This is a genomic window from Streptomyces sp. PA03-3a (assembly GCF_033792735.1).
Classification (GTDB): domain Bacteria; phylum Actinomycetota; class Actinomycetes; order Streptomycetales; family Streptomycetaceae; genus Actinacidiphila.
In genome coordinates, this window is sequence record NZ_JARAVM010000005.1 from 259,228 (window position 1) to 281,698 (window position 22,471).

22 protein-coding genes and 6 pseudogenes are annotated in these 22,471 nt (G+C 66.8%); 20 read left to right on the forward strand and 8 right to left on the reverse strand.

The genetic code is table 11. The features are described 5' to 3' along the window. Positions 1-445: 445 nt before the first annotated feature. The gene (locus PV342_RS08375; protein WP_386993571.1) at positions 446-937 is read right to left on the reverse strand and encodes an ArsI/CadI family heavy metal resistance metalloenzyme; all 492 of its coding nucleotides are present in this window, start codon (positions 935-937) and stop codon (positions 446-448) included. A gap of 96 nt (positions 938-1,033) precedes the next feature. Between PV342_RS08375 and PV342_RS08380 the strand changes: the two genes are divergently transcribed. From PV342_RS08380 to PV342_RS08415, 8 genes and pseudogenes are all read left to right on the forward strand, one after another. Continuing rightward, positions 1,034-1,423, forward strand: a complete 390-nt coding sequence (locus tag PV342_RS08380; RefSeq protein WP_400809381.1) for an ArsR/SmtB family transcription factor — start codon at positions 1,034-1,036, stop codon at positions 1,421-1,423. Further along, positions 1,420-2,163 carry an aquaporin gene (locus PV342_RS08385; RefSeq protein WP_500316363.1) on the forward strand — a complete coding sequence of 248 codons (744 nt, stop codon included), beginning with the start codon at positions 1,420-1,422 and terminating at the stop codon, positions 2,161-2,163. The genes PV342_RS08380 and PV342_RS08385 overlap by 4 nt, the downstream gene beginning before the upstream one ends. 15 nt (positions 2,164-2,178) lie before the next feature. Further along, entirely contained in the window at positions 2,179-2,598 is a 420-nt protein-coding gene (locus PV342_RS08390; RefSeq protein ID WP_386993568.1) for an arsenate reductase ArsC, read from the forward strand. Between the two features lie 170 nt (positions 2,599-2,768). Then, positions 2,769-3,563: a formylglycine-generating enzyme family protein gene (locus tag PV342_RS08395; protein ID WP_500316441.1), complete on the forward strand. Its 795-nt coding sequence runs from the start codon at positions 2,769-2,771 to the stop codon at positions 3,561-3,563. 448 nt (positions 3,564-4,011) lie between these two features. Further along, the gene (locus PV342_RS08400; protein WP_386993567.1) at positions 4,012-4,272 is read left to right on the forward strand and encodes a hypothetical protein; all 261 of its coding nucleotides are present in this window, start codon (positions 4,012-4,014) and stop codon (positions 4,270-4,272) included. A 94-nt stretch (positions 4,273-4,366) separates the two neighbouring features. Continuing rightward, positions 4,367-5,287 (forward strand): annotated as a pseudogene (locus tag PV342_RS08405) (IS3 family transposase); the annotation flags it as partial. 84 nt (positions 5,288-5,371) lie between these two features. Continuing rightward, complete coding sequence (locus PV342_RS08410; protein WP_329187345.1) at positions 5,372-5,563, forward strand: helix-turn-helix domain-containing protein; 192 nt, start codon at positions 5,372-5,374, stop codon at positions 5,561-5,563. Beyond that, a complete protein-coding gene (locus PV342_RS08415) occupies positions 5,563-6,705 on the forward strand; it encodes a tyrosine-type recombinase/integrase (RefSeq protein ID WP_500316366.1) in 1,143 nt (380 codons plus the stop codon). The genes PV342_RS08410 and PV342_RS08415 overlap by 1 nt, the downstream gene beginning before the upstream one ends. A 320-nt stretch (positions 6,706-7,025) precedes the next feature. Here PV342_RS08415 and PV342_RS08420 read toward each other — a convergent pair whose 3' ends face one another. Further along, a complete protein-coding gene (locus tag PV342_RS08420) occupies positions 7,026-7,475 on the reverse strand; it encodes a hypothetical protein (RefSeq protein WP_500316368.1) in 450 nt (149 codons plus the stop codon). Positions 7,476-7,762: 287 nt separating this feature from the next. On the opposite strand from PV342_RS08420, the gene PV342_RS08425 reads away from it, so the two are divergent. From PV342_RS08425 to PV342_RS08435, 3 genes and pseudogenes are all read left to right on the forward strand, one after another. Next, positions 7,763-8,179, forward strand: coding sequence for a hypothetical protein (locus PV342_RS08425; RefSeq protein WP_500316370.1), 417 nt, complete (start codon positions 7,763-7,765; stop codon positions 8,177-8,179). A 116-nt stretch (positions 8,180-8,295) separates the two neighbouring features. Then, a pseudogene (locus tag PV342_RS08430) lies at positions 8,296-8,553 on the forward strand (tyrosine-type recombinase/integrase); the annotation flags it as partial. A 342-nt stretch (positions 8,554-8,895) separates the two neighbouring features. Continuing rightward, positions 8,896-9,345, forward strand: coding sequence for a hypothetical protein (locus PV342_RS08435; RefSeq protein ID WP_500316372.1), 450 nt, complete (start codon positions 8,896-8,898; stop codon positions 9,343-9,345). A 154-nt stretch (positions 9,346-9,499) separates the two neighbouring features. Here the strand turns inward: PV342_RS08435 and PV342_RS08440 are convergent, their stop codons facing one another. Continuing rightward, positions 9,500-9,742 (reverse strand): hypothetical protein, encoded by a 243-nt coding sequence (locus PV342_RS08440; protein WP_500316374.1) that lies wholly within the window; start codon positions 9,740-9,742, stop codon positions 9,500-9,502. Between the two features lie 429 nt (positions 9,743-10,171). Then, a pseudogene (locus tag PV342_RS08445) lies at positions 10,172-10,399 on the reverse strand (NUDIX hydrolase); the annotation flags it as partial. 31 nt (positions 10,400-10,430) lie between these two features. On the opposite strand from PV342_RS08445, the pseudogene PV342_RS08450 reads away from it, so the two are divergent. The 3 genes and pseudogenes from PV342_RS08450 to PV342_RS08460 form a co-directional block, all read left to right on the forward strand. Then, positions 10,431-11,347 (forward strand): annotated as a pseudogene (locus PV342_RS08450) (tyrosine-type recombinase/integrase); the annotation flags it as partial. A 284-nt stretch (positions 11,348-11,631) separates the two neighbouring features. After that, a complete protein-coding gene (locus tag PV342_RS08455) occupies positions 11,632-12,045 on the forward strand; it encodes a hypothetical protein (RefSeq protein WP_500316376.1) in 414 nt (137 codons plus the stop codon). A gap of 264 nt (positions 12,046-12,309) precedes the next feature. After that, positions 12,310-13,218, forward strand: coding sequence for an IS5 family transposase (locus PV342_RS08460; RefSeq protein ID WP_500316378.1), 909 nt, complete (start codon positions 12,310-12,312; stop codon positions 13,216-13,218). Here PV342_RS08460 and PV342_RS08465 read toward each other — a convergent pair. Beyond that, positions 13,184-13,666, reverse strand: a complete 483-nt coding sequence (locus tag PV342_RS08465) for a hypothetical protein (RefSeq protein WP_500316380.1) — start codon at positions 13,664-13,666, stop codon at positions 13,184-13,186. The genes PV342_RS08460 and PV342_RS08465 overlap by 35 nt on opposite strands. Positions 13,667-14,097: 431 nt before the next feature. Continuing rightward, positions 14,098-14,491: pseudogene (locus tag PV342_RS08470) on the reverse strand (transposase); the annotation flags it as partial. A gap of 112 nt (positions 14,492-14,603) precedes the next feature. On the opposite strand from PV342_RS08470, the gene PV342_RS08475 reads away from it, so the two are divergent. Further along, a complete protein-coding gene (locus PV342_RS08475) occupies positions 14,604-16,226 on the forward strand; it encodes an RICIN domain-containing protein (RefSeq protein ID WP_500316381.1) in 1,623 nt (540 codons plus the stop codon). Positions 16,227-16,765: 539 nt separating this feature from the next. Here PV342_RS08475 and PV342_RS08480 read toward each other — a convergent pair. Further along, positions 16,766-17,269, reverse strand: a complete 504-nt coding sequence (locus tag PV342_RS08480) for an RICIN domain-containing protein (RefSeq protein WP_500316383.1) — start codon at positions 17,267-17,269, stop codon at positions 16,766-16,768. 828 nt (positions 17,270-18,097) lie between these two features. Between PV342_RS08480 and PV342_RS08485 the strand changes: the two genes are divergently transcribed. Then, a complete protein-coding gene (locus PV342_RS08485; protein ID WP_500316385.1) occupies positions 18,098-18,556 on the forward strand; it encodes a DUF4279 domain-containing protein in 459 nt (152 codons plus the stop codon). A gap of 217 nt (positions 18,557-18,773) precedes the next feature. After that, entirely contained in the window at positions 18,774-19,298 is a 525-nt protein-coding gene (locus PV342_RS08490; protein WP_500316387.1) for a hypothetical protein, read from the forward strand. Positions 19,299-19,608: 310 nt separating this feature from the next. Here PV342_RS08490 and PV342_RS08495 read toward each other — a convergent pair whose 3' ends face one another. After that, the gene (locus tag PV342_RS08495; RefSeq protein WP_500316388.1) at positions 19,609-20,076 is read right to left on the reverse strand and encodes an NUDIX hydrolase; all 468 of its coding nucleotides are present in this window, start codon (positions 20,074-20,076) and stop codon (positions 19,609-19,611) included. 18 nt (positions 20,077-20,094) lie between these two features. On the opposite strand from PV342_RS08495, the gene PV342_RS08500 reads away from it, so the two are divergent. The 3 genes and pseudogenes from PV342_RS08500 (at position 20,095) to PV342_RS08510 (ending at position 22,469) form a co-directional block, all read left to right on the forward strand. Further along, positions 20,095-20,874, forward strand: a complete 780-nt coding sequence (locus PV342_RS08500) for a GntR family transcriptional regulator (protein WP_500316390.1) — start codon at positions 20,095-20,097, stop codon at positions 20,872-20,874. Between the two features lie 29 nt (positions 20,875-20,903). Next, positions 20,904-21,119 (forward strand): annotated as a pseudogene (locus tag PV342_RS08505) (SCO3933 family regulatory protein); the annotation flags it as partial. 3 nt (positions 21,120-21,122) lie between these two features. After that, positions 21,123-22,469 (forward strand): FtsK/SpoIIIE domain-containing protein, encoded by a 1,347-nt coding sequence (locus PV342_RS08510; protein ID WP_500316392.1) that lies wholly within the window; start codon positions 21,123-21,125, stop codon positions 22,467-22,469. Positions 22,470-22,471 lie beyond the last annotated feature (2 nt).

Below are 22,471 nucleotides of genomic sequence, written 5' to 3' on the forward strand. Positions count from 1 at the left end.
GTGAACGCCCCGCCCGGCTTCCGTCAGCGGGGCGTTCCCAGTGGACCTGGACGACCGCAGGCCGGCCCTTCCGCACGTGGCCCCCGCCGTTGCCGCTTCGGCGGCCCAAGGACGCCGACCGGGCACGGGTTCCCGGCCGTATCGCCCGGCGGCCTAGGCCAAGGCCTAGGCCGTGTCGTCACATGCCCTCCCCCGACCTTCGGCCGGGGGTGCCCCCACTCAGCGACGCCTGGCACGGTACCCCCAGCTGACGCTGGGAGGTGCCCCCACGCTCGCTGCGTTGTCGAATCGTCCGAGTAGCCCCCTACGAGGACGATCCTCCGCCTTGCGATGCACCGCACCTGGGGGCCCCTCCCAGCGTCAGCTGGGGAGCCGCTGAGCCCGCCCTTCGGGCGGTGGGGGCCCCTCCCAGCGGTAGCTGGGGGAGCTCATGTGACGACACGGCCTAGCGGGGACCGCAGGCGCAGCCTCCGCCGGTGGTGGCCGAGGTGGTGTCCCGCGCGGTCTCGCCGTGCTCGCCGGAGCCGCAGCACACGGCCGGGGTGCTGTCCGCGCTCCTGCCGAGAGTGTCGGCGTCGGCCTTGACGACGTACACCTCCCACGGCTCCTTGCCGGGGGCGGTGACCCAGACCTTGTCCTGGAGGGCGTAGCAGCAGGAGGTGTCGTTCTCCTCGAAGGTGGCCAGCCCGGCCTCCTGGAGCCGGCCGGCGGCCGCGGTGACCTGCTCGGTGGACTCCACCTCCACGCCGAGGTGGTCCAGGCGCGTGTCCTGACCGTCCTCGCCCTCGATCAGGACGAGCTTGAGCGGGGGTTCGGCGATGGCGAAGTTGGCGTAGCCGGGGCGGAGTTTGGCGGGCTCGGCGCCGAAGAGCCTGGAGTAGAACGCGATGGACCCTTCGAGGTCGGCGACGCGCAGGGCGAGCTGAACGCGGGACATGACGGTCTCCCTCATCTGCTTCTGTATCGACATCCATCGATACAGTTCGACAACCCCGAGGTTGCCAGCTGCATCGACAGGCGTCAACATAGACACATGTCGAAATCAGAGCTGCGGGTCCTCGGGCAGGACGACCAGGCCGCCGCGTGCTGCTCGCCGATGGTCCGTGAACCCCTGGGCGAAGCGGATGCCGTCGACCTGGCGCGCATGTTCAAGGCCCTGGCGGACCCGGTGCGGCTGCGGCTGCTGTCGCTGATCGCCTCGCATGAGGGCGGCGAGGCATGCGTGTGCGACCTGACCGGGCCGTTCGACGTGTCACAGCCGACCATCTCCCATCACCTGAAGGTGCTGCGCGAAGCGGGTCTGGTCGGCTCCGAACGGCGCGGCACCTGGGTCTACTACTGGGTCCTGCCGCCCGCGCTCACCCGGCTCTCCTCCCTTCTGCAGACCCCGGCCGAGCAGGCCGCTGCCGGGGCCCGCGGATGACCGTCCCCTCTCCGCTCGGCCGCCGTGTCGCTGCCGAGTTCGTCGGCACCGCCGCGCTGGTGGCAGTCGTGGTGGGCTCGGGCATCCAGGCCACCGAGCTGTCCCGCGATGTGGGCGTGCAGCTGCTCGCCAACTCCCTCGCCACCGTGTTCGGCCTGGGCGTGCTGATCGCCCTGCTCGGCCCGGTCTCCGGCGCGCACTTCAACCCCGTCGTCACCCTCGCCGCATGGTGGACCGGCCGAGCCACCGGCGACGGACCGTCCTCGCGTGAGGTCGCGGCCTACGTACCCGCGCAGGTTGCCGGCGCCGTCGGTGGCGCCGTCCTGGCCGACGCGATGTTCGCCGAACCGCTCGTGGCCTGGTCCGCGCACGACCGGTCCGCCGGGCACCTGTGGCTGGGCGAGGTCGTCGCCACCGCGGGCCTGATCCTGCTCGTCCTCGGTCTCGGCCGCACAGGACGGCAGCGCATCGGACCCGTCGCCGTCGCCTCCTACATCGGCGCGGCGTACTGGTTCACCTCCTCCACCAGCTTCGCCAACCCGGCCGTGACGATCGGGCGCACCTTCTCCGACACCTTCGCCGGCATCGCCCCCGCCTCCGTGGCGCCCTTCGTCGTCGCCCAGTTCATCGGCGCCGCCCTCGGTCTCGGCCTGGTCGCCGTCCTGTTCGGGCGTACCGCCCCGGCTGTGGCGTCCGTCGCCGAACCCGCCGACCCCGAACCCGCCGTCACTGGTCACTGAACAAGGAAGACCCCCGTGAGCACTTCTGCCGTCCCGTCCGTGCTGTTCGTCTGCGTCCACAACGCCGGCCGCTCCCAGATGGCCGCCGCCTTCCTCACCCACCTCGCCGGGGAGCGGGTCGAGGTCCGCTCGGCCGGCTCCGCCCCCGCCGACGCGGTCAACCCCGCCGTGGTCGAGGCCATGAGGGAAGCCGGGATCGACATCTCCGCCGAGGTGCCAAAGGTCCTCGCCACCGAGGCGGTGCGGTCCTCCGACGTGGTTGTCACCATGGGCTGTGGCGACGTCTGCCCGTACTTCCCCGGCAAGCGCTACCTCGACTGGCAGCTGGACGACCCCGCCGGCCAGGGCGTCGACGCCGTCCGCCCCATCCGCGACGAGATCGAGCAGCGCATCAAGGGCCTGCTCGTCGAACTCGGCGTCGAGACGCGGCCATGAACCCTTGCTCAACGAGTCGTCTCGACTGCCGCACGCCGTCATTGACCGTGGCCGGCCGTCCGATGTGGCACGAATGCGGCACGGCACCTCGTGACCCGTAGCTATACCGGCCAGATGGAATGCAGAGCCCTTTGTTCATCCGGGATGCCCCGCTGCTAGCGTCCGGCACCATGTGGGCTCAAGAGATCGTGGCCGGCCGACCGGCTTGGCGGCACACGCCGTCCGGAGTGGTCTTCCGCGCAGTTCCCGGTGGGACGTTCCGGATGGGCTTGTCCGACGCGGAACTGGACGCGGTCCGCGCCATCGAGCGCGCCGGCGGCGCCGAGGACGACCTCGAACCGTTCTTCGCTGCTGCCGCCCAGGCCCAGCCGGTGCGAGAAGTGCGGGTCGAGCCGTTCCTGATCGCCCGGCATCCGCTGACGGTCGCGCAGGTACAGCACTGGCTGCCCGAGTACGAGGACAGCCTCGCCGATTCGGTGTCGGGCACGGCCCGGGTCGAGGACGACCTGGACGACCTGCTCGGCGCGTGGCCGTTCCGGCTGCCGAGCGAGGCGGAATGGGAGTACGCGGCCCGGGCAGGCACGACCACCCTGACCTTCCGCGGGGACGGCAAGCCGGACGAGGACCAGGTGCTCGACGACTTCGCCGACGAGGAGCGGACCGCCGCGGCCGAGAACGCCTTCGGGCTGGCTGCGATGGGGTCGGCGAACGAAATCTGCGCTGACGCGTGGATACCGCATTTCAAGGGCGCGCCGGCAGATGCCCGCCCACGCACCGGTGACGGTCCGCGGGTGGCGCGCGGAGGCGCCGGTGACCTCTACCCGTGGCAGGGCTGCGACGAGTGGCTGCTGTTGCTCTCCGCCACCCGCTTCGAGATGTACGGTGTCACTGCGCTCCGTCCGGTCGCACCTGTTCCAACCGGTCCGGGGGATGTCCAGACAGCGCGCGCGACAGCTGCCTTGTAAGTTCGCGCCGTACCTTAGTCCGCCTGCCGGGAACCCCCGCGACGGACGGCCCTCGTCCGTCATCGGCCGCCGCGTTCCGCAGTTGTCTCCCGGCGTTGCTGTCACTGCCGTCGACAAGCATGCGGGCGGCTGCTTGCTGACGGGCCTGCACTCGAACTCGATGCGACGAACCCGAGGCGGCTCAGAGGCAAAAAAGTCTGGTCAGCGAGTCCCCAGACGACCCTCGTGCGTGTGGTCGCTTCGACAGAGTTGGTCCAACGCACCTTGTAGAGCAGGTATGCGGAGTGCGAGCATGCAGCCCGTGACAGTCTCCTCTAGATCATCCTTCGGCAGCACGCCTCCGCTCTTTCGTTGGGTGGCGGCTATCCGCAGGGCCCCGCTCAGCTCGGCCAAGGACGTAGCCGACTTCAGCCAGGGCACTGAACTCCGGGTACGTGCACTGTTCGTCATGCCGGACAGCAAGGTCAAGACGCAGTGGGGCGAGTTGCGCCTTTCGAACTCCGCGGACGCCATATGGGAAGCCAGGGTCGGCAAGGATGCGCTGACGATCCCGCTTGCCACCACCAGTGTCGCCCCCGCGGACAAGCACCTGTTCATGGGCACTGCCGGATTCGATCTTACGCTTGCCGACGGGAACGTGCGGCGCATGAGGGTTTACAGCGGAGACGCCAGTCTGGTCAAAGCCGCGTTCGGCAATTCTGGCGAATAGGACCGACCTTCAAAGCTGGCGGATGCGTGGGGCTCCTTAGGGGCACGGCCTTTCCCGTCTTCCGCAACCCCCGGCCGTACCTGGCTATTTCGTATTTCGCCGGGGAGACGCGCTGGTGAACCGCTTCCAGTTCGTCGCCGACCACCAGCGCCGCTACGGCGTGAAGCGGCTGTGCGCCATCCTCGGCATCGCCCGTTCCAGCTATTACTACTGGCGTGCGACGGCTGCGGACCGGGCCGCCCGGGCGGCGTCCGACGCCCGCCTTGCTGCACGGATACGGGTCGTGCACCGTGAATCGGACGGCACCTACGGCGTCCCCAGAATCACCGCCGAGCTCCGCGAAGAGGGCGAGCGGGTCAACCACAAGCGGATCGCGCGTGTCATGCGGAGCATCGATCTCGCGGGCGTGCGGCTGCGTCGCCGGCATCGCACCACGATCGCGGACCCGGCCGCGGTAAAGGCCCCGGACCTGATCGGCCGCGACTTCACCGCGACCGAGCCGAACAGAAGGTACGTCGGCGACATCACCTATCTCCCGCTGGAGGGAAGGAAGTTCCTCTACCTCGCGACCGTCATCGATCTCGCCTCACGCCGCCCGGCAGGCTGGGCGATCGCAGATCACATGCGCACCGAGCTCGTCACCGACGCTCTGGCCGCCGCCGAACGCACCCGCGGTAGCCTCGCCGGCGCGGTCCTGCACCCCGACCACGGCGCTCAGTACACCAGCCGGGCCTTCGCCGACGCCTGCCGCAGGTCCGGCGTCCGACAGTCCATGAGCGCTATCGGCAGCTCGGCGGACAACGCGCTCGCCGAGTCCTTCAACGCGACCCTCAAACGCGAGACGCTCCAGGGCCGAAAGAGCTGGACCAACGCACGCGAAGCCCGCCTGGACGCGTTCCGCTGGCTACACCGCTACAACACCCGACGCCGTCACTCCCGCCTCGGATACCGCAGCCCAATCGCCTACGAAACGGCGTCTCGGGCAACATCAACTACGCTGACACCAGCCGCATAACCCGTGTCCAGGACTCGGGGCCAAGGCCCCAGGACTCGGGGCCAAGGCCCGGTCGCGAATCGGGCAGTCTCTGGACCTGCCCGCATGACGACCGCCACCGCAGAGCTGCTGACCGTGCCGGAAGTCATGGCCCGGCTCAAGCTCGGACGCTCCACCGTCTACGACCTGATCCGCTCGCGCCGCCTGGTCTCCATCACCATCGGCCGCGCCCGCCGCATCCCCGCCGACGCCCTGCGGGACTTCATCGCCCACGAGACCGAGGAGGCCGCAGCCTGATGGCGAAGCGCAACCCCAACGGCGCGGGCAGCATCTGGCGCCGCAAAGACGGCCGGTACGAGGCCCGCGTGTACGTCCCGCAGCCGGACGGCACGCGTAAGCGCAAGACCGTCTACGGCAACACGTGGGAGGAGTGCGACACCAAGCGTCAGGAGCTGGTCCGGCGTGACCGCCAGGGCATCCCGACGCCCACCCGTTCCGCGAAGCTCTCCGAGTGGCTGCCCTACTGGCTTGAGCAGTTCGTCCAGGCGCGCCGCAAGCTCAGCACGTACGACAAGTACGAGGCGCACGTGCGCATCTACTTGATCCCTTTGCTGGGCACGAAGCGGCTGGAGTCGCTGAGCGTCGCTGACGTCCGCCGCTTCATCACCCGAGTGCAGAACGGGCAGACCGCAGCGACCGCGAAAGAGGCGCACCGGGTGCTGCGTACTGCGCTGACGGCAGCAGTGCGGGAGGAGCTGATCGTTCGGAACGTGGCGGCCCTGGTGGAGCCGCCCCGCATGAAGCAGCGGGAGATTCGCCCGTGGTCGCTGCAGGAAACGCTGACGTTCCTGGAAGCGTCGCGCACGGACCCGCTGTACGCCGCATTCGTGCTGGCCATCTGCATGGGGCTGCGCCGCGGGGAGCTGGTCGGTCTGCGCTGGTCGGATGTGGACCTGGACAACCGCGTGCTCCACGTGCGCCAGCAGCCGCAGCGTCGTAGGGGGACGCTGTACGACGACGACCCCAAGAGCCGACGCAGCCGCGTCGTCCCGATGCCGGCACTCTGCATCGCGCCGCTGCGCTGGCACCGTCTCCGGCAGCGCGAGGCGTTCACGCGCACCGGCGTCGTCTGGTCCGAGGCCGGACACATCTTCGCGACCAGGAACGGCCGCCCGGTGGAGCCCCGGAACGTGTACCGGAGCTTCACCCGAGTTGCCGCGCAAGCGGGGCTGCGGGTGGTCCGGCTGCACGATGCCCGGCACGGCTGCGCCACGCTGCTGACGGCGGCCGGCGTCGCGCCCCGCGTCATCATGGAGATCCTGGGGCACAGCCAGATCAGCATCACGATGGACGTGTACACCCACGTCACGCACGACACCCAGCGGGAAGCCATCAGCCATATGGACCGCCTACTCAAGCGCCGACTGCCGGGAGCCTGAGACCCGGTTGCCGTCAAACCCTGCCGTCAAAAAGGCCCGCACCATGATCGGTGCGGGCCTTTTCCCTTGTGCCTCAGGCAGGATTCGTACCTGCGACACCCGCTTTGGGAGCGAGGTGGGACGGCCCTTGTCCTGACCTGGGGTTCCATGCCCTGGGCGGAGTCCGGCAGCACGTACCCTGGTGCACCTCTATTCCCCGTGGGACCCCGCTCGTTCTGGCACGGATGTGGCACGACCGCTCTTCGTCTCAAAACGGCCGTCCCCGTGGTTCCCCACTGATTCCCGTCCGGTGAGGCGCGCGCGAACCCCTCACTGCCCTGTCAAAGCGGGTCGACTCCCCATATCTCGATGGGCTCGTACGTTCCGTCGCGGAAGTCGAAGATTGTCACGTCGGTGTCGTGGATGTCGCGGAAGTGGCCCCCGTAGCCGGGCCGCGCGATGTGCGGGGCGAGCAGGTCCAACAGGCTCCGAAGGTAGAGCATCGAGTCGTCAACCCAATGATTGCGTGCGAAAAGTTCCCATTCATACAGCTCCCCATGGTTCGTGAACTCTTGCACCTCGCGGTGCAGGGACACGGCGTCTCCACCGGGCAGACGGCGGTTGGCGTAGCTGTCGGGGACCAGCAGTGGGTACAGCTGTCCGTCTTGGTCGTCGAGACCATCGGGAAAGTCGGCGTCCATGCCCAGATGCCATCGCAGTGCGGCCATTACCCATTCAGGGGTGTCGTCGCTCAAGTAGCAGGAGAAGACGACTTCGTAGCGAGTGCTCATGGACGGCATGTGTATGGCGGGACTGACACCAACATCGAGTGCATGCGCGCGCCCCTCGATGCGAACTATGGGCACGACGGTCGCTCAGGTCAGCTCGTCCGGTCAGACGGCCATGTGGAGCTGCTGGTGGTCGGCTGCGGTCGCGGTCGTTGCTGTACTTCGCTGCTGTACGGCAACGGCTTCGTAGGACCGTCGGCGCCTGTACGTCATCTGTACGTCATCCGGCGAACCGGTGTCAGCGGTACGGGGTACCCTCGCCGGAGGCGAACTGCCTACCTGGGGGTGCCATGAGCTGGGACGTTCTCCTGCTGCCGCTGCCGGAGGAACTTACATCCATCGATGATCTGCCTGTCGATCACGTGCCGCTCCCTGTGGGCTCACGCTCAAAGGTTCTTGAACTTCTGCGCTCGGCTGTCCCAGACATCGATCTGACGGATCCGGCATGGGGCCAATTGCTGCGTCCCACGTGGGTAATCGAGTTCAATATCGGCACGGGGGATCCCGTCGAGTCGGTCATGTTGCACGTTCGCGGCGGGGAGGACGACGTGCTGCCTGTGATCTTCCGCGTCTCCCGGGTCATGGGCTGTCGTCCGTTCGACTGCTCCGCAGGCGAGCTACTCCGTGAGGACGATCCACGCAGTTGGCAGGCTCTCCAGGCATACCGGGATGGCGTCATTGCCCCCAATGCTCGGGGCACTCATTAGTTGGTCGGTCGCTGTTGCATCCTTCTGGCTGGTGCCCGCACGGAATCACGTGGCCGGCGGAACGGCTTTGGGCTGGAGCTGCCTTGGGGCGAGAGATCGGGGGCCCGTAAGCTTGCCGCGGTTCGGGCAGCACCTGGTCGGACGTCCACTTCCACGATCTGCGGCACACCGGCAACACTCTCGCCGCGACGGGCGGGGCTTCCACGCGGGAGCTGATGCACCGCATGGGGCACTCATCGGTGCGGGCCGCGCTGATCTATCAGCACCTCGTCAACGGCCGGGACCACGAGATCGCCGGGCATGTGGACGACCAGATCCGGCGGGTCAAGGGGACGGGCTCCGATGTGGATTCCGGTGGACTTTCTGGCACGTGAGTGGCACGGCGGCCCTCAAGGGCGGCAAAAGATCAAGGCCCAGGTTTCCGGAGCCATTCCGGATGACCTGGGCCTTTGCCATGCGCTGGGGCTGGTGGGCGTGGACGGTTTCGAACCGCCGACATCTGCCTTGTAAGTTCGATCTCGCCTCGGTGTGGTTACGGGCCACCGCGTCCACGAGGGCCGCAGGTGGTTACCGGGTGTTGCCGCTGCCCGTGGTCGTTGATGTCAACGTTGGATGTCAGCGGGAGCTGTGGCTGCTGTGATCCATAGCCTCGCGGCAAGAAAGGCCCCATCTTGTCCGACCGCCGCCCCTGGATGAACAAGATGTAGCCTCTGGGCATGCCGGATGTGGATCTTCAAGCGCTCTATGCCGAGTTCGAGACCCGGGCTTTTCCGGGGTCTTGGACCGAATGGGTACACGGTGGTCTGACCGTTACTAGTAACGAGAGCGGCCATGCGATCGTGCTCGCTGAGTCCGATGAGTTCTGGGATGACCATGATGGTTCAGCCGCCGCGGCGGCCGGAGAGCACCTGGCGTCGGTGTACCGCAACTACGAGATTGCCGCCGCAGTCGCCTGGGGTGACCCGCGCCTGGTCGACATCACGCATCGGCTCGCAGGGGGTGAGACGTCCCCTTTCACCGAGCTGGTGCTAGAGCAAGGAGCGATCAGCGGCAACTTCTGGGATCGCGGCGAACGAGCGCTCGGCCTGGCCATCTGCCAGATGGACAAGGAAACGGCGATTCAAGTTGTCGCTTTTGTGGTATCAATCGGCGAGTTGCAGAAGTAGCTACGGCCCCAGTTTGGAAGACTGAGGCTGCGGCCCTCAGCTGAGCTGGCAGAACACCGACCTGGCAAGACAGTCGTTCTTGGCCGCTGTTCCCCGTGATTGCCCGCTCTTCCCCTTCGCGTCTGGCACGGGTGTGGCACGGACCGCTCGTCCGTCAGTCCCCGTCGGAGCCGCTGATCCGCTGTCGAGCCGCTTGGAGGCGCTCGGCATAGTCGGGCGCGAAGATCGCTACGAGCGACTTGTCGAGCGTGCCCGAGATCCGGTCCAAGGCCGACCAAACGGCCCGGTCGTCTATCAGGGCGTCGAAGGCGTCAGAGCTCTCCATACGTTCCAGCCAGTCGGACAGGACGAGGGCCTGGTCGCCAGTCAGCGTGATCATCACCGAGTCTTCAGCCACGGCGGCACAATAGCGGGCGATCGTCTTGGCTCTCGGTGCCAGTAGCCCTGATCAGTTCTTCTGGAAGTGATTCGGGGGCACGCTGGCCGGGGCCTACTTCGGCGATCAGCCCTGTGGCCTGCGATCGAGCCGTCAACGGTTGTCAGCGTTGGTCGCCGTTGTGCGTCCTGGGACGGCCCGCAGACGGCCCAGTCATACCTTGACCTATGCACCCCGCAGGCCGAGGTTGGCGCCGCTGCGGAGATCTGGGAAGCCTTGAGCGATGAGGGCCGCAGGCTCAAGGCAGGCGTGACGAGTCGATGCTTCGGTCGGGTTGTTGGCGCAGCCCAGCTGCTGGTAACTAGAGACAGCGGTCCGGAGCTTCTTGGCGACAGAACGCAGCGTCGCAAAGCCCTCGTGCTGCTCGATCTGCTCCAGAGCAAACGATGCATCCGCCCCTGTAGCTTCTGCTGCGGAGCCGCACTCGGCAGTAAAAAGCCGGATCGCGAAGACCTCGGACATGCGCTCTGCGACTTCTTCGGGCGTGAGCCAGTCGACGGCTGTGGACTCGTCGGAGGTGCGCTCGGTGCCGCTGGAGGGCTTGCAGCGGAAGACCAGGGCGACGATGCCGCGGGTGGTGTTCTTGTAGACGCCGGTGAGTTGGTCGACTTCGACGTGGCCGCGCCCGCCGCATCCCCGCCGACGCCGGCTGGAGAACGTCATCAAGCCCCGGCGGAAGCGCACCACGTTTGCCAAGTACGAAGTGCACGTCCGGCTCTACCTGGTACCGCTGCTCGGCTCCAAGAAGCTGGAGGCCCTGAGCGTCGCTGACGTCCGCCGCTTCCTGGTGCGCCTGGAGCAGCAGACCACCGCAGCCACCGCGAAGGAGTCGCACAAGGTGCTGCGCTCGGCGCTGTCGGCTGCTTGTCGCGAGGAGCTGGTCGCGCGCAACACGTGGTGTCGCTCGTCGAGCCGCCGCAGGTCGAACAGCGCGATCTGTCGCCGTGGTCGCTGGACGAGACGCTCGACTTCCTCGCGGCGGCCCGGACCGATCCGCTCTACGCGGCCTTCGTCATCGCCATCGCGCTCGGCTTCCGGCGCGGCGAGATCATCGGTCTTCGCTGGCAGGACGTCGACCTGGAGCAGCGCGTCATCCGGGTCCGCAAGCAGCGTCAGCGCGTCCATGGGGAGGTGTACGACGACGACCCCAAGGGGCGCCGCCGCAAGCAGTCGCTTCCCCTGCCGGCGATGTGCGTCGCGCCCCTGCGGTGGCAGCGCATGCGCCAGGCGGCCATGCGCGAGCGCGCGGGGGAGCAGTGGACCGAGAGCGACTACGTCTTCACCACCCGCACGGGGCGGCCCGTCGAGCCGCGGAACCTGTACCGCTCGTTCACGCGCGTGGCGGGAAGCGCCGGGCTTCGCGTGATCCGGCTGCACGACGCCCGGCACGGCTGCGCCACGCTGCTCACCGCGGCCGGCGTCGCGCCCCGCGTCGTGATGGAGATCCTCGGGCACTCCCAGATCGCCGTCACGATGAACGTCTACACGCACGTGGTGCAGGACACCCAGCGTGAAGCCGTCAGCCACATGGACCGGCTGCTGCGGAGGCGTCCCGGCCGCGAGTGAGCGTGGCCGTTGATGTCAGATCTGGATGTCAAAGACCCCCAGCCATGACCGGCTGGGGGTCTTCTCACTGGTGGGCGTGGACGGTTTCGAACCGCCGACATCTGCCTTGTAAGCCTGGTGGTCAGGGTCATCGAGGGTGCGCAGGTCAAGTCAAGTTTGGAGGGATCCCAGCTCTACGGGTCATCTCGACTGCGGCGAGCCGTCGTTGACCGTGGCTGACCGCTCGATGTGGCACGGTTGTGGCACGTGCAACTGGAAACGGCGCTGTGGCGTCATGCCAGATCATGAGCCAAACCAAGGCGCGGTCGTATGCGTGGATTCCGTGGGTCAGCGCGCCCGTCTTCGGGATGTCCGTGGGCTACGGAGCCTGGCTGCTGGCCTTCAGCGCGGGGGCGTACTGCGATGCAGGGATGGAGGCCGGCGACAGGTTCGGGTTCTGGTACGTCGAACTGCCCCAGCACATAGTGGGCTACGGCCTGTGTGCGCTCGTCCTGCACGGTGTTGCCTGGTTGCTGACCTTCCGTGCGCCGACCGTACTACGGGGGTGTGTGTCGATGGTGCTGGTCGTGACGACGCTGACCTTCTTGGCTTGGTGGTACTTCAAGACAGAGGGGACTCTCGGCGGTCCTTTCGGCGCTTCCGGGCTCTGTCCACCCAGCAACATCCCGCCGTGGTGGCCCGACTGGATCCCTGCCTGATCGGTTGCTGAAGGTGCTGAGCCGTTCGGTGCCGGACTGCGCCCTACATAACGCCCCGACACCGCCCGGCCGCCTGCGCGGGAACCATGACCTCCCGCACGCAGGACCACCGCCTTGTAAGTAGCCGTTGCTCTACCGGTCATGGTGAGCGTGGGTTCGAGTGTGGCTTCCCGGGTGGGTGATCTTCCGGCCGAGTACGCATGACAGCAGGGCCTCCTGTGCATCTCGCGGTTGTCGAGACCAACGAGCGCCCAGGAGGCCCTGTTGTCGCAGTTCTACGCCCTCGCGTCGGCCGGGTCCAACTCAGCCACTCTGCCGTGTGATTGTCTCGCGCATGTGTACGGCAACGCGGCCGATCGTCCGCACCGCTCCCGGCGGTATCCGTCGGATCTGACGGACGTCGAGTGGGCGGTGGTGCGGGACCTGCTGCCGGTGCCGGGCTGGCTGGAGGGCAGGGGCGGCCGGCCGGAGGGCTATTGCCACCGGCAGATGATCGACGCGATCCGCTACCTGGTCGCCGGCGGCATCACCTGGCGGGCGATGCCCGCGGACTTCCCCGCCTGGGACCGCGTCTACGCGTTCTGGCGGCGCTGGCGCGACAACGGCCTGATCGGTGAACTCCACGACCGGCTGCGCGACCGTGTTCGCAGTGCCGAGGGACGGGATCCGGAACCGACCGCAGGCGTCATCGACGCGCAGTCGGTCAAAGGGGCGGCATCGGTTCCGGCCGCCACGCGTGGCTTCGACGCGGGGAAAAAGATCAACGGACGCAAGCGGCACATCGTGGTCGACACCCTCGGGCTGCTGCTGGCCGTCACCGTCACCGCGGCGTCGATCACCGACCGCGAGGCCGGGCAGACACTGTTGGCCCGGCTGCGGCAGCGGCACTGGCGGATCACGCGGGTGTGGGCCGACGGCGGCTACACCGGACAGCTCGTCGACCTCGCCTGCAGCATCCTGCGGATCGCCCTGACCGTGGTCAAACGCAGCGACGACGCCAGCGGGTTCACCGTGCTGCCCAAAAGGTGGCTGGTGGAGCGCACGTTCGCATGGCTGATGCGCTCTCGCCGCCTGACCCGCGACTACGAGGCCCGCACCGACAGTTCGGAGGCGATGATCCACTGGTCGATGAGCATGGTCATGAGCCGCCGCCTCGCGAAGCGGGGACGCTGAACATCCCCGGATTCTGCTCGGCCAGCCAGCCCCGCGCGACCAGGCGCTTGGCCTTCGACCGCACCCCCTCGACCTTCGCGGGCACCGGCTGGAGACCGAGAGCCACCGCGAGCTGCCGGCAGTCCATCGCTCCATCACCCAGACGGGACAGGATCTCCATGATCCGCCGGTAGTCCGGCGCCAGCACCACGGCCTCCAGGCCGTCCCGCCACACCGGCACCACCGAACCGCGCACCGCACCCGCCACCGTCACCGGCCGGTCATCGGCCACCGCCACCGGTGCCTGTCGGCGATCACCCGGTTCCGCCAGGACCTGCCCGACCGCTTCACGGGCGATCACGAACCGCTCCCACGCGGCCTCCGCCTCCCGCAACTCGGCCTGCAGCACCTCCACCCTCTGCCGGGCAGCACGCTCCCGCTCCTCCAACAGCCCCATCACCGACGGCATCCGGCACCTCCACCCAAGAGACGACACGACACGTCATCCCTGCCGCCGAACCACCGACATCATTCCTGACCAGCGGAAACGCAGCGATCACCTGCGGAAAGACAACAGCTTCTAAGTTCGGGCCAGGCTCCGTATGGACTGTCAAACGGCGGTTGAACGGCCGGTCTATCGTCGGTCCCCGGCCGCCCCGCTCCGCAGTCATCCGCCCACGTTGATGTCAGCTGGTGATGTCAGCCGCGACGGAGCCGGCGCTTAGAAGATGCGGGCAGACTTAAGCGGCCTGGCTCAGCGAGCCCGTTCGACTTCCGCGACAAGTTGCCGGGTGCCGTCGCTGTCCGCACTCGTTGCCGTCAGCGTTGCCGTCACTTGGTGCACCAGCGCGCGCCCAACCGGGCGATTCGTGGTGACTGTCGGGTCACCTAACGTTTGGTGGTGACGATGAACCGCTTGCGACCCTTCACCTTCTTGCCTGCGTCGAAGCCCCGGGTGCCGACGGGGACCGTGTCGGCCGTGCGCACAGACTGCGAGTCGATCAGCCCGGCACTCGGCTCCGCGTCACGGCCGTCAGCCGGACCCGGCCGCGCAACGTGTCGTGGACCCGTTCGACGGTGCCGTCGTCGTGCCACCAGGTGAAGTACCAGTACACAGTGGGCCAGGGCGGGAAGTCTCTCGGCAGCTGACGCCAAGCGCACCCGGTGCGTACTACATAGAAGATCGCGTCCACGATCCGCCGACGTGGCTGCTTTTCTCCCGCCGCCCGCCCTTCGGTCCGACCCTCGCCGCCGGCAGTAACGGCTCGTCCAGAGCCCACTGCTCATCCGTCAGTCCGACGGATACCCGCCCCCAGAGCCACTCACTCAGGGGCTGAACGACCCCTCCGGCCCCGGGACACGGCAGATCTCAAACGCGGTCTGGACATTCATGTCATGATCATGCGATGCATCGTTCGATTTCTTCTAAGCCGCGTCGGAAAGTCGGGCGCTTGGCTCGCCTGGCTGCGGTCTTCGCGTTGACATTGGGTGGCACGTGCGCGGTTGTCAGCCCGGCGGAGGCGGCGAGTGGAATTGGCCCGATCTCGGCGAGCGGGTTCAAGCTGTCCCTGGACAGCGACTCCACTTCTGCCGTCAGTCAGGGTGCGGCAGCCAACCCTCAACTGAGTCCGATCGAACTGACGACCCTCGCCGGGGCCGGGACGCCGGGAACAAACGGTCTCTGCTTTCCGACTCCCTTTAACCCGGGTGTCGATGCCGACGGCTATTGCTGGAATAACGCTGGTGATGACAGCGGTGCGAACGGCTGGAACCCGCAGGGGTTTTCAGTACCGCACAGTGAGAGTGCCGACGGAACATGGCGCAACCACCGCTGGGATGTCGTCTCGTGGCATAACCAGGGCGACACACTGGCAAAGCTCCGCTTCATAGATCGCGGCGCAGCCACTCCCCGGTACACCGACGTCCTCCTGACGACCCTTACTGCTGACGGCACCCTCACGCCGCTCGCCTCCCACGCGGACAGCGTCGTCTGGTACAACGACAACCTTCTGATCGGCAATGGCCGATATTTGCAGGTCTTCCGCTTGAATGATCTACTGCGGGCCTCCAACCGTCCATCCGGCTTCGACTATGTCCTGCCTAGGGGATACCTCTACCGGACGCCGCCGACTGGCAGTACGCCCTGCACGGTGATCACTGGGAACGCTCCCTGCCTCACCTCCCTCAGCTTCGACCGCTCCACTGGCAACGTGCTGTCCAGCGAATATGTCGGTAGCGCGGCGGGTGGCCGTCTCGTGGAGTGGCCGCTCGATCTGGCGAAGGGCCTGCCAAAGACGGGCAGCGACAACACCGTCACCGCCTCCGCTGCCTGGACCTCGCCCGTCTGGGGCATGCAAGGCGCGGTATTCACGCAGGGCTCTTTCTTCATCAGCGGGTTGTGCCCCTCGTCGTTCGCCACCGGCTACCGGGAAAGCGCCTGCGTCCACAAGGCCGGACCCGGCGCGGCCCCGTACGTCCTGACGGCGGTCCCGGACATGACGCAGAACCTGGACTGGGACGCGTCCACTGGGCGCGTGCGCGGCGTCAACGAGGTGGGTCAGGACGACCGAGTACTCCCGCAGCGCCTGGTCTTCGACTTCGCGCCAACAGCGCGCCCCATCGAGACCGTCCGCTTCCGGAACGTCAGCAGCGGCAAGTGCCTGCTCCCGTATGGCGGCAGCCTCAATGACGGCGCACAAGTAATCCAGTGGGACTGCAACGGAACGAGCGCTCAGAACTGGTACTGGGATGGAGCACGTATCCGTAATTTCCAGAGCGACCGCTGCCTGACCGTCTATGGCGGTAGTACCTCCAACGGAGCCGAGATGACGCAGTGGCGCTGCAACGGCAGTGCCGCTCAGGAATGGTCGCGGGCCACAGGAACCGCCGGCGGATCAGTGCTCGTCAACGGCGGCAGCAACCTCTGCCTCACCATCTACGGAGGCAGTAGCTCCAACGGCGCAGTCTCCGTACAGTGGTCCTGCCAGGTAGGCACCACGGTGCACAACTGGACCGGCGCCAGCGTGTGAGTTCCGCCTGAGCGGTCAATGCGCCTGATCGAGACGCTGCTCGCTCAAGTTTGTGACCTGATGAACAATTTTGCGACCTGCCACCCGAAAGATGCCGTCTTCATAACGACCTGGGCTGCACCTCGCGTTAACTGATTCCGTGCGCGAAATTGACCAAGGTTCACATTCTTCCACTGTCACGTGAGTGGGGCCAGGCCCAGGTTCGCGCCGGGCCCCACTCCTTCATTCTCGACACTCGCCGTGAGCTCAGGCTCGGGGCCCGGTTGACTCGGTTAACAGGAAGGCAGCTAGGAAAAGTCTAGACAGTCCGAATTCGACTGCCCAGACACCCCAGATTCAAGCTACGCCTCGAAGCAGAATCAGAACGGTTCCGTGAGTGTCTATTCTGGTGCCAGCAGAGCAACCATCCAAGTCTTCGTGCGCGGTACCCCGGCATTCACCTACCGCTCCCTGTCTAGGGTTCACAGAAGCGTACTCCGGTTGGCCAACGCCAGTCACTGCTGACACTCGAGTGGAGCCACCTTCCTCAGTTCGACCGGTCAAAATTGCCACTTTTGGGCGTCGGTGTTGTTCTCCCTCCAGAGGGTGAGATTGGCCCCGTGCGTTTTACTGCCGCCATAGGTGGTTATGTACGTTTTGCTTTGCAGATTTTTGATACGGGACTGAGCGGTCTCGGCGTCATAGACGACCTGCCAATTCTGGCTGGCGTCGCTGTTGCAGTCATAGATTGTAAGAATGGTTCCGTCGGCCGTTCCGCCGCCATATGGAGTCAGGCACTTACCGCTGTTGTTGTTGACGATGCGATTGCCGTACCAGTGCCAACGCTGGCTTGTGTTGTGGTCTTCGTCGCACTCCCATTGGGTTACGTATGCGCCATTGCTTTCACTGCCACCAAAAGGTGTTGCGCAAAACGCCCCGTCTTCGCTCAAAGCATAGTTCTGTAGCCAGGGCTCAAATGCCGATGCGGAATTAGCCCCGGCCACCGCTCCGGCTGTGAGCCCAAGAGTGGCAGTGAGGATAGCGAAAGTTTTCCGAATTCCCATTTTTCTCCGCATTCTTGTCAACTTGATTCGCGGGCCATTTCATATTAGATGGCCCATCGCACTCACGGGGATAGGGGTGGGCAGTGATGAACGCAACATGTCCCTCAGGTTTCGATCCAGTGAAATACCATTTGTCCACTCATGCGACATGTGACTCAGAGTTTTTCTAATGAACAAATCAAACGGGATGACGCCTCGCAGCCGATAGGGGCTTATTTTTGCCATCCCTCCCATTGGTGTATAAATCGAACAAATAGTTCCGCTCCTACCGCTCATTCGATAAAACTCCCGTGCCAGGTTCCTAGTGCGGTCGACGCAGCGGCTTTGGGCGGGAGCTGCCATGGGGCGAGAGATCGGGGCCCGTACGCTGGCCGCGAATCGGGCTGGCTCCTTGCCTGCCCGCAATAGCCCGATGTGGGCCCCGATCTTCGAGGCTCGCCCCATGGTGGCTGCGTAAAGCCGCGGAGCCGACCGTCCCAGCCACAGCGGGTTTCCACTCAGCCCCCCCTCGCCGTCTGGCGGGCGGCCGGCGGCGGGGCCGGAGCGGGGCGAAGACAGGAGCGGCGGCCCGAGACGCCGGGCCGCGCGCCGCCGCGCTCTGCGCGGCGGGAGCGCCTTGATGAAGTAGAGAAAGTCTTACCGCGCTGGGATCGGTGCCTGTTGTCCTGTCTCGGTTGATGGTTGACAGTGTGGCTTCACCTAATGCTTGACACCGCTTCCTCGGCTTGGCTGTGTGCGTCTGATTCGGGTGACGACGCCTGGACGGGCTGCCTGGCTCGTTGCCGACGCGGCGAGCACCTACGACAGATCCAGGGCTACGCTCGCGCAATGCCGCTTCGCCAGTACGTCTACTTCGCCTTGAGCAGCAGCCGCACGCCCGCGCAAGAGATGACCGCGTGGTTGGGCATCGAGCCCGACGAGACGACCGTGCGTGGAAGCCGCAGGGCCGATTCGCCGACTCTGCCGGTCACCCATCGTTGGAAGGTCGTGTGCCGTGAGCCTGGCCTGTCGGTTGACGAGCTGGTTGCGCGGCTCTTGGACAGACTCCGCCCGTACACGGATCGCATCGCCGAACTTGCCGCGAGGTTGGCGGCTGAGGATGCGGAATATGGCCATGCCGTACTGGAAGTCGTGCGCTACTTCAACGGCGACGAGGCCACTCCCGGAGCCGCCGCGTCAGATCAGCCCAACCTGTTCGGCTGGCACTTGGACCCTGACGTGCTGAGATTTCTCGCCGCCACCGGCGCAGCTCTGGATGTCGACGAGTACGACATGACCCCGGGCTGACTACGTCCACGGGACGGACGATTTCCTCCGAATGGGATCTCAGGGAGACATTCCACCTGCCGAGATGGTCGGCTGCGATGTCTAGGCCAGACGTCAAGCGTCACCTGACGCCAATCCGTCAAACATCAACTGAACCTAGACCGGGATCCGTGCCTGTGTCCCTGCCTCGGTTTCGTCGCGCGTGCCGCAGGGAGGATGGCTCTGACAGGATGCCGCCATGGGGAACACACGTGCGTGGCCTGTCTTGCGGACCACGAATCTCGGGGAGGCGCTGAGTCTCGCTGAAAGGCTGCTGTCGGTTGCGTCCTGGCACAATCCGAGCAGCTTCCTGCATGCCTCGGCGAGCAGTGATGACGATCTGCTGCGTCTTACCGCAGCTCTGCCCGGAGCCGAGATTGAGTCTCGCGGGAAGGGTGGCGTCGGTCTGCCAGTCAGCTTTTCGGGGGATGCCAGGACATTTGCAGAGGCCAGGGAAGCGCTGCGTACCTGGGCAGACGTCACCCAGTGCTACCTCCTCTGGTCTGACATGAAATGGCCTGCCGTGCCCGAGCTTGGGCTGGACGAAGAGTACAAGTACGCGGAGTTGGAGATCGCATGCCACAGCAGTGATATCCACTGCTTTGACTGGGCCGCCGAGCACACGGTCTTCATCCACTCACGTCCTGGAGATGACGACCGGGCTGCATGGCTGGCCGCGCAGGTCGGTGCCGACGTTGTCGGAGCGCCTGAGTTCGGGTGGTAGCCCGGTCCCTATCTGGAAGATCATCTTGGTCGATGGTCAGGCATCCCTCGGCGTAACGCCTCGATCGAGACCCGGCAGACTTCAAAGAGGGATGGGCTTGTACGCCATGGCTCGGTCGACGATCTTCTCCGCGGCAGCGAAGGGTCGAAGTCCCAGAAGATGTAGTCCGAGATGTGCGGGCACCGCAGCCCGCGCTCCAAGGCTGTCAGGAGCTCAGAGGCTTGCGCCTCGTCGGCTGTGTCGCCGGTCAGGAGGCATTGGACGAGGGATATTGCCTCGTCGCGGCTCATCCTTCGGCTGTGCTCGACGTTCATTGGACCGTGGTGAGGCGCTTGCCGTCGTGGCTGCGGACATGCGGGCCGGCATTGTCCAGGGCATCCAGGAGCCGGATCGCGAAGACCTCGGACATGCGCTCTGCGACTTCGTCGGGCGTGAGCCAGTCGACGGCTGTGGACTCATCGGAGGTGCGCTCGGTGCCGCCGGAGGGCTTGCAGCGGAAGACCAGGGCGACGATGCCGCGGGTGGTGTTCTTGTAGACACCGGTGAGCTGGTCCACCTCGACGTGGATGCCCGTCTCTTCCCAGACCTCACGGCTGACGCCGGCCTCGGGGGTCTCGTTCAGTTCGAGGACGCCGCCGGGGAGTTCCCAAGTGCCGTTGTCTGCGCGGCGGATCGCGAGGAGCCGGCCGTCCTCGCGTACTACGGCTCCGGCTACGGATACCGAGTGCAGTGCTGGCGTCGGTGTGGGCCCCTGCGATTTACTCATGTACAGGAGCATAGGAGGCTGAGAAGGACTATGGGAACCGCGGTAGGAGGGGAGAGGTCGGTGCCTCGGTATGTGGAGATCGCCGATGAGATCGTTCTGCAGATCCGGCAGGGCGTTCTCAAGCCTGGTGACACGGTGCCGAGCGAGTCGGAACTGATGGACCGGTACGGCGTCTCCGGTGGCACGATCCGTAGAGCGATGACGGAGGTTCGCGCGAGCGGCCTTGTGGAGACACGGCACGGCAAGGGCTCCACGGTCAAGGACCGCCCGCCAGTGCGGCATCGGTCGTCGGACCGCTTCCGCCGCTCGCTCCGCCGGGGCGGCAAGGCTGCATACCTGGCCGAGTCCGAGCAGTCCGGCGCAACGGCGAAGGTCAGCGTCCTCTACATCGGCCCCGTGGAGGCTCCCGAGGACATTGCCGAGCGGCTGGGTGTGGAGGCCGGCGCGAAGGTGCTGGCCCGGCGGCGTCTCTACTTCCGCAATGGCACCCCGGTCGAGACGGCTACCTCGTACCTGCCGTGGGACGTCGCGAAGGACATCCCCGAGCTGTTCGCCGAGAACCCGGGCGGCGGTGGCATTTACGCCCGACTCGAAGACCACGGGCACGAGTTCGCCGAGTACGTCGAGACCTTGCAAGCTCGGCCGGCTTCCAAGGCGGAGTCCTCGGAGCTGGCGCTCAGCCCTGGTGCGCCGGTGATCCACCTGATCCGTAACGCGGTCACCGTGGATGGGCGGGTGGTGGAGGTGTGCGACACGCTCATGGCCGCTGACCAGTTCGTTTTTACCTATCGCATCCCCGCTGTCGACTGACGCTCGCTCAACTCTGCGCAGCCCGCCGTGATTTCTTCTTCGCGGCGAACGGCGAGGTCGAGATCCTGTCGGTGTCCGTCCCGGAGCCGGGCATCTCCGGCGAGCTGGTGATGGGCACCCCGGTCGCGATCACCGGTCTGATCGCCCGGCCGTGGGAGAACGAGTTCAACGGCCAGCGCCGCCACGGCATCAGCTTCCGCGCGGTTGCGGTCACCTCGCTCGCCGGCGCCGCGAAGGCGGCCTGAGCCATGACCCGCTTCACGGTCGCGCTGCTGCTGGTCGTCGCCACCGCGCTGATCCTGCGGTGGCGGCGCCCCGCCTGGTACTGGCTGACCTTCGGTGTCACCCTCGCTGTCCTGCGGGTCCTCGTCCGCTACACCACCGTCATGGAAGCGTGCGGGCTGACCGTGCCGCCGTCCCGCTGGCGCATGGCCCTCGCGCGGGCCACCAACCGCCCGGCCCCCACCTCGCGGGCACCGCGCATCCTGCGACTGCGCCCCACCCGGACCGGCCTGGTGGCGCGGTTAGCACTGCGCCCGGGGCAGGACGCCTTCGACGTCGCCGCCTCTTGCGACCGGCTGCGGCACTCCTTCGGCATGTACGGCGTCACCTCGCGCGAGCTGCGCTCGGGTGTCGTTGAGCTGCGGATGACCGGATACGACGTCCTCAAGCGGGTGCAGATGCCCGCGAAGATCGACCGCACCCCGATGCGGGTCCCGGTCGCCCTGCGCGAGGACGGCGCCGTCCACTACCGCGACTACCGCACCGTCCCGCACGCCCTGACCCTCGGGGCAACGAAGTCCGGAAAGTCGGTGTACCAGCGGAACCTGGTCGCCGAACTGGCCGCGCAGGATGTCGCGCTGGTGGGTATCGACTGCAAGCAGGGTGTGGAGCTGTTCCCGCTGGCCCGCCGGTTCTCCGCGCTGGCCGACAACCCCGACACCGCCGCCGACCTCCTCGACGCCCTCATCGCCCGCATGGAGGCCGTCTACCAGCTCATCCGCGCCGAGCAGCGGATCACCGCCGACGTGCCCGATGCGGAGATCGCCGCCGACATCTGGGACCTGCCCGACCACCTGCGCCCGGTCCCGGTCGTGGTCCTGGTCGACGAGGTCGCCGAACTCGCCCTGTTCACCACCAAGGACGAGGAGAAGCGCCGCGACCGCATCATCACCGCACTGGCCCGGCTCGCCCAGCTCGGCCGCGCGGCCGGCATCTACCTGGAGATCTGCGGGCAGCGCTTCGGCTCCGAACTCGGCAAGGGCATCACCATGCTCCGCGCCCAGCTCACCGGCCGCACCGCCCACCGCGTCAACGACGAACCGTCCGCGAATATGGCCTTCGGCGACATCGCCCCCGATGCCGTCCTCGCCGCCATCCAAATCCGCCCCGACACCCCCGGCATCGCGGTGACCGGCGACTCCACCGGCGGATGGGCCCGCATCCGCACCCCCCACACCACGCTGCGCCAGGCCGTCAACGCCTGCAACCGGCACGCCGACCGCACCCCCGACCTCGCCGAACTCGCGCCGTTCCGTCCGGCCCTGGTTGCCCACCTCACCCCGGCGGCCAAGACCGTCCCTGCCGCGGCCTGATC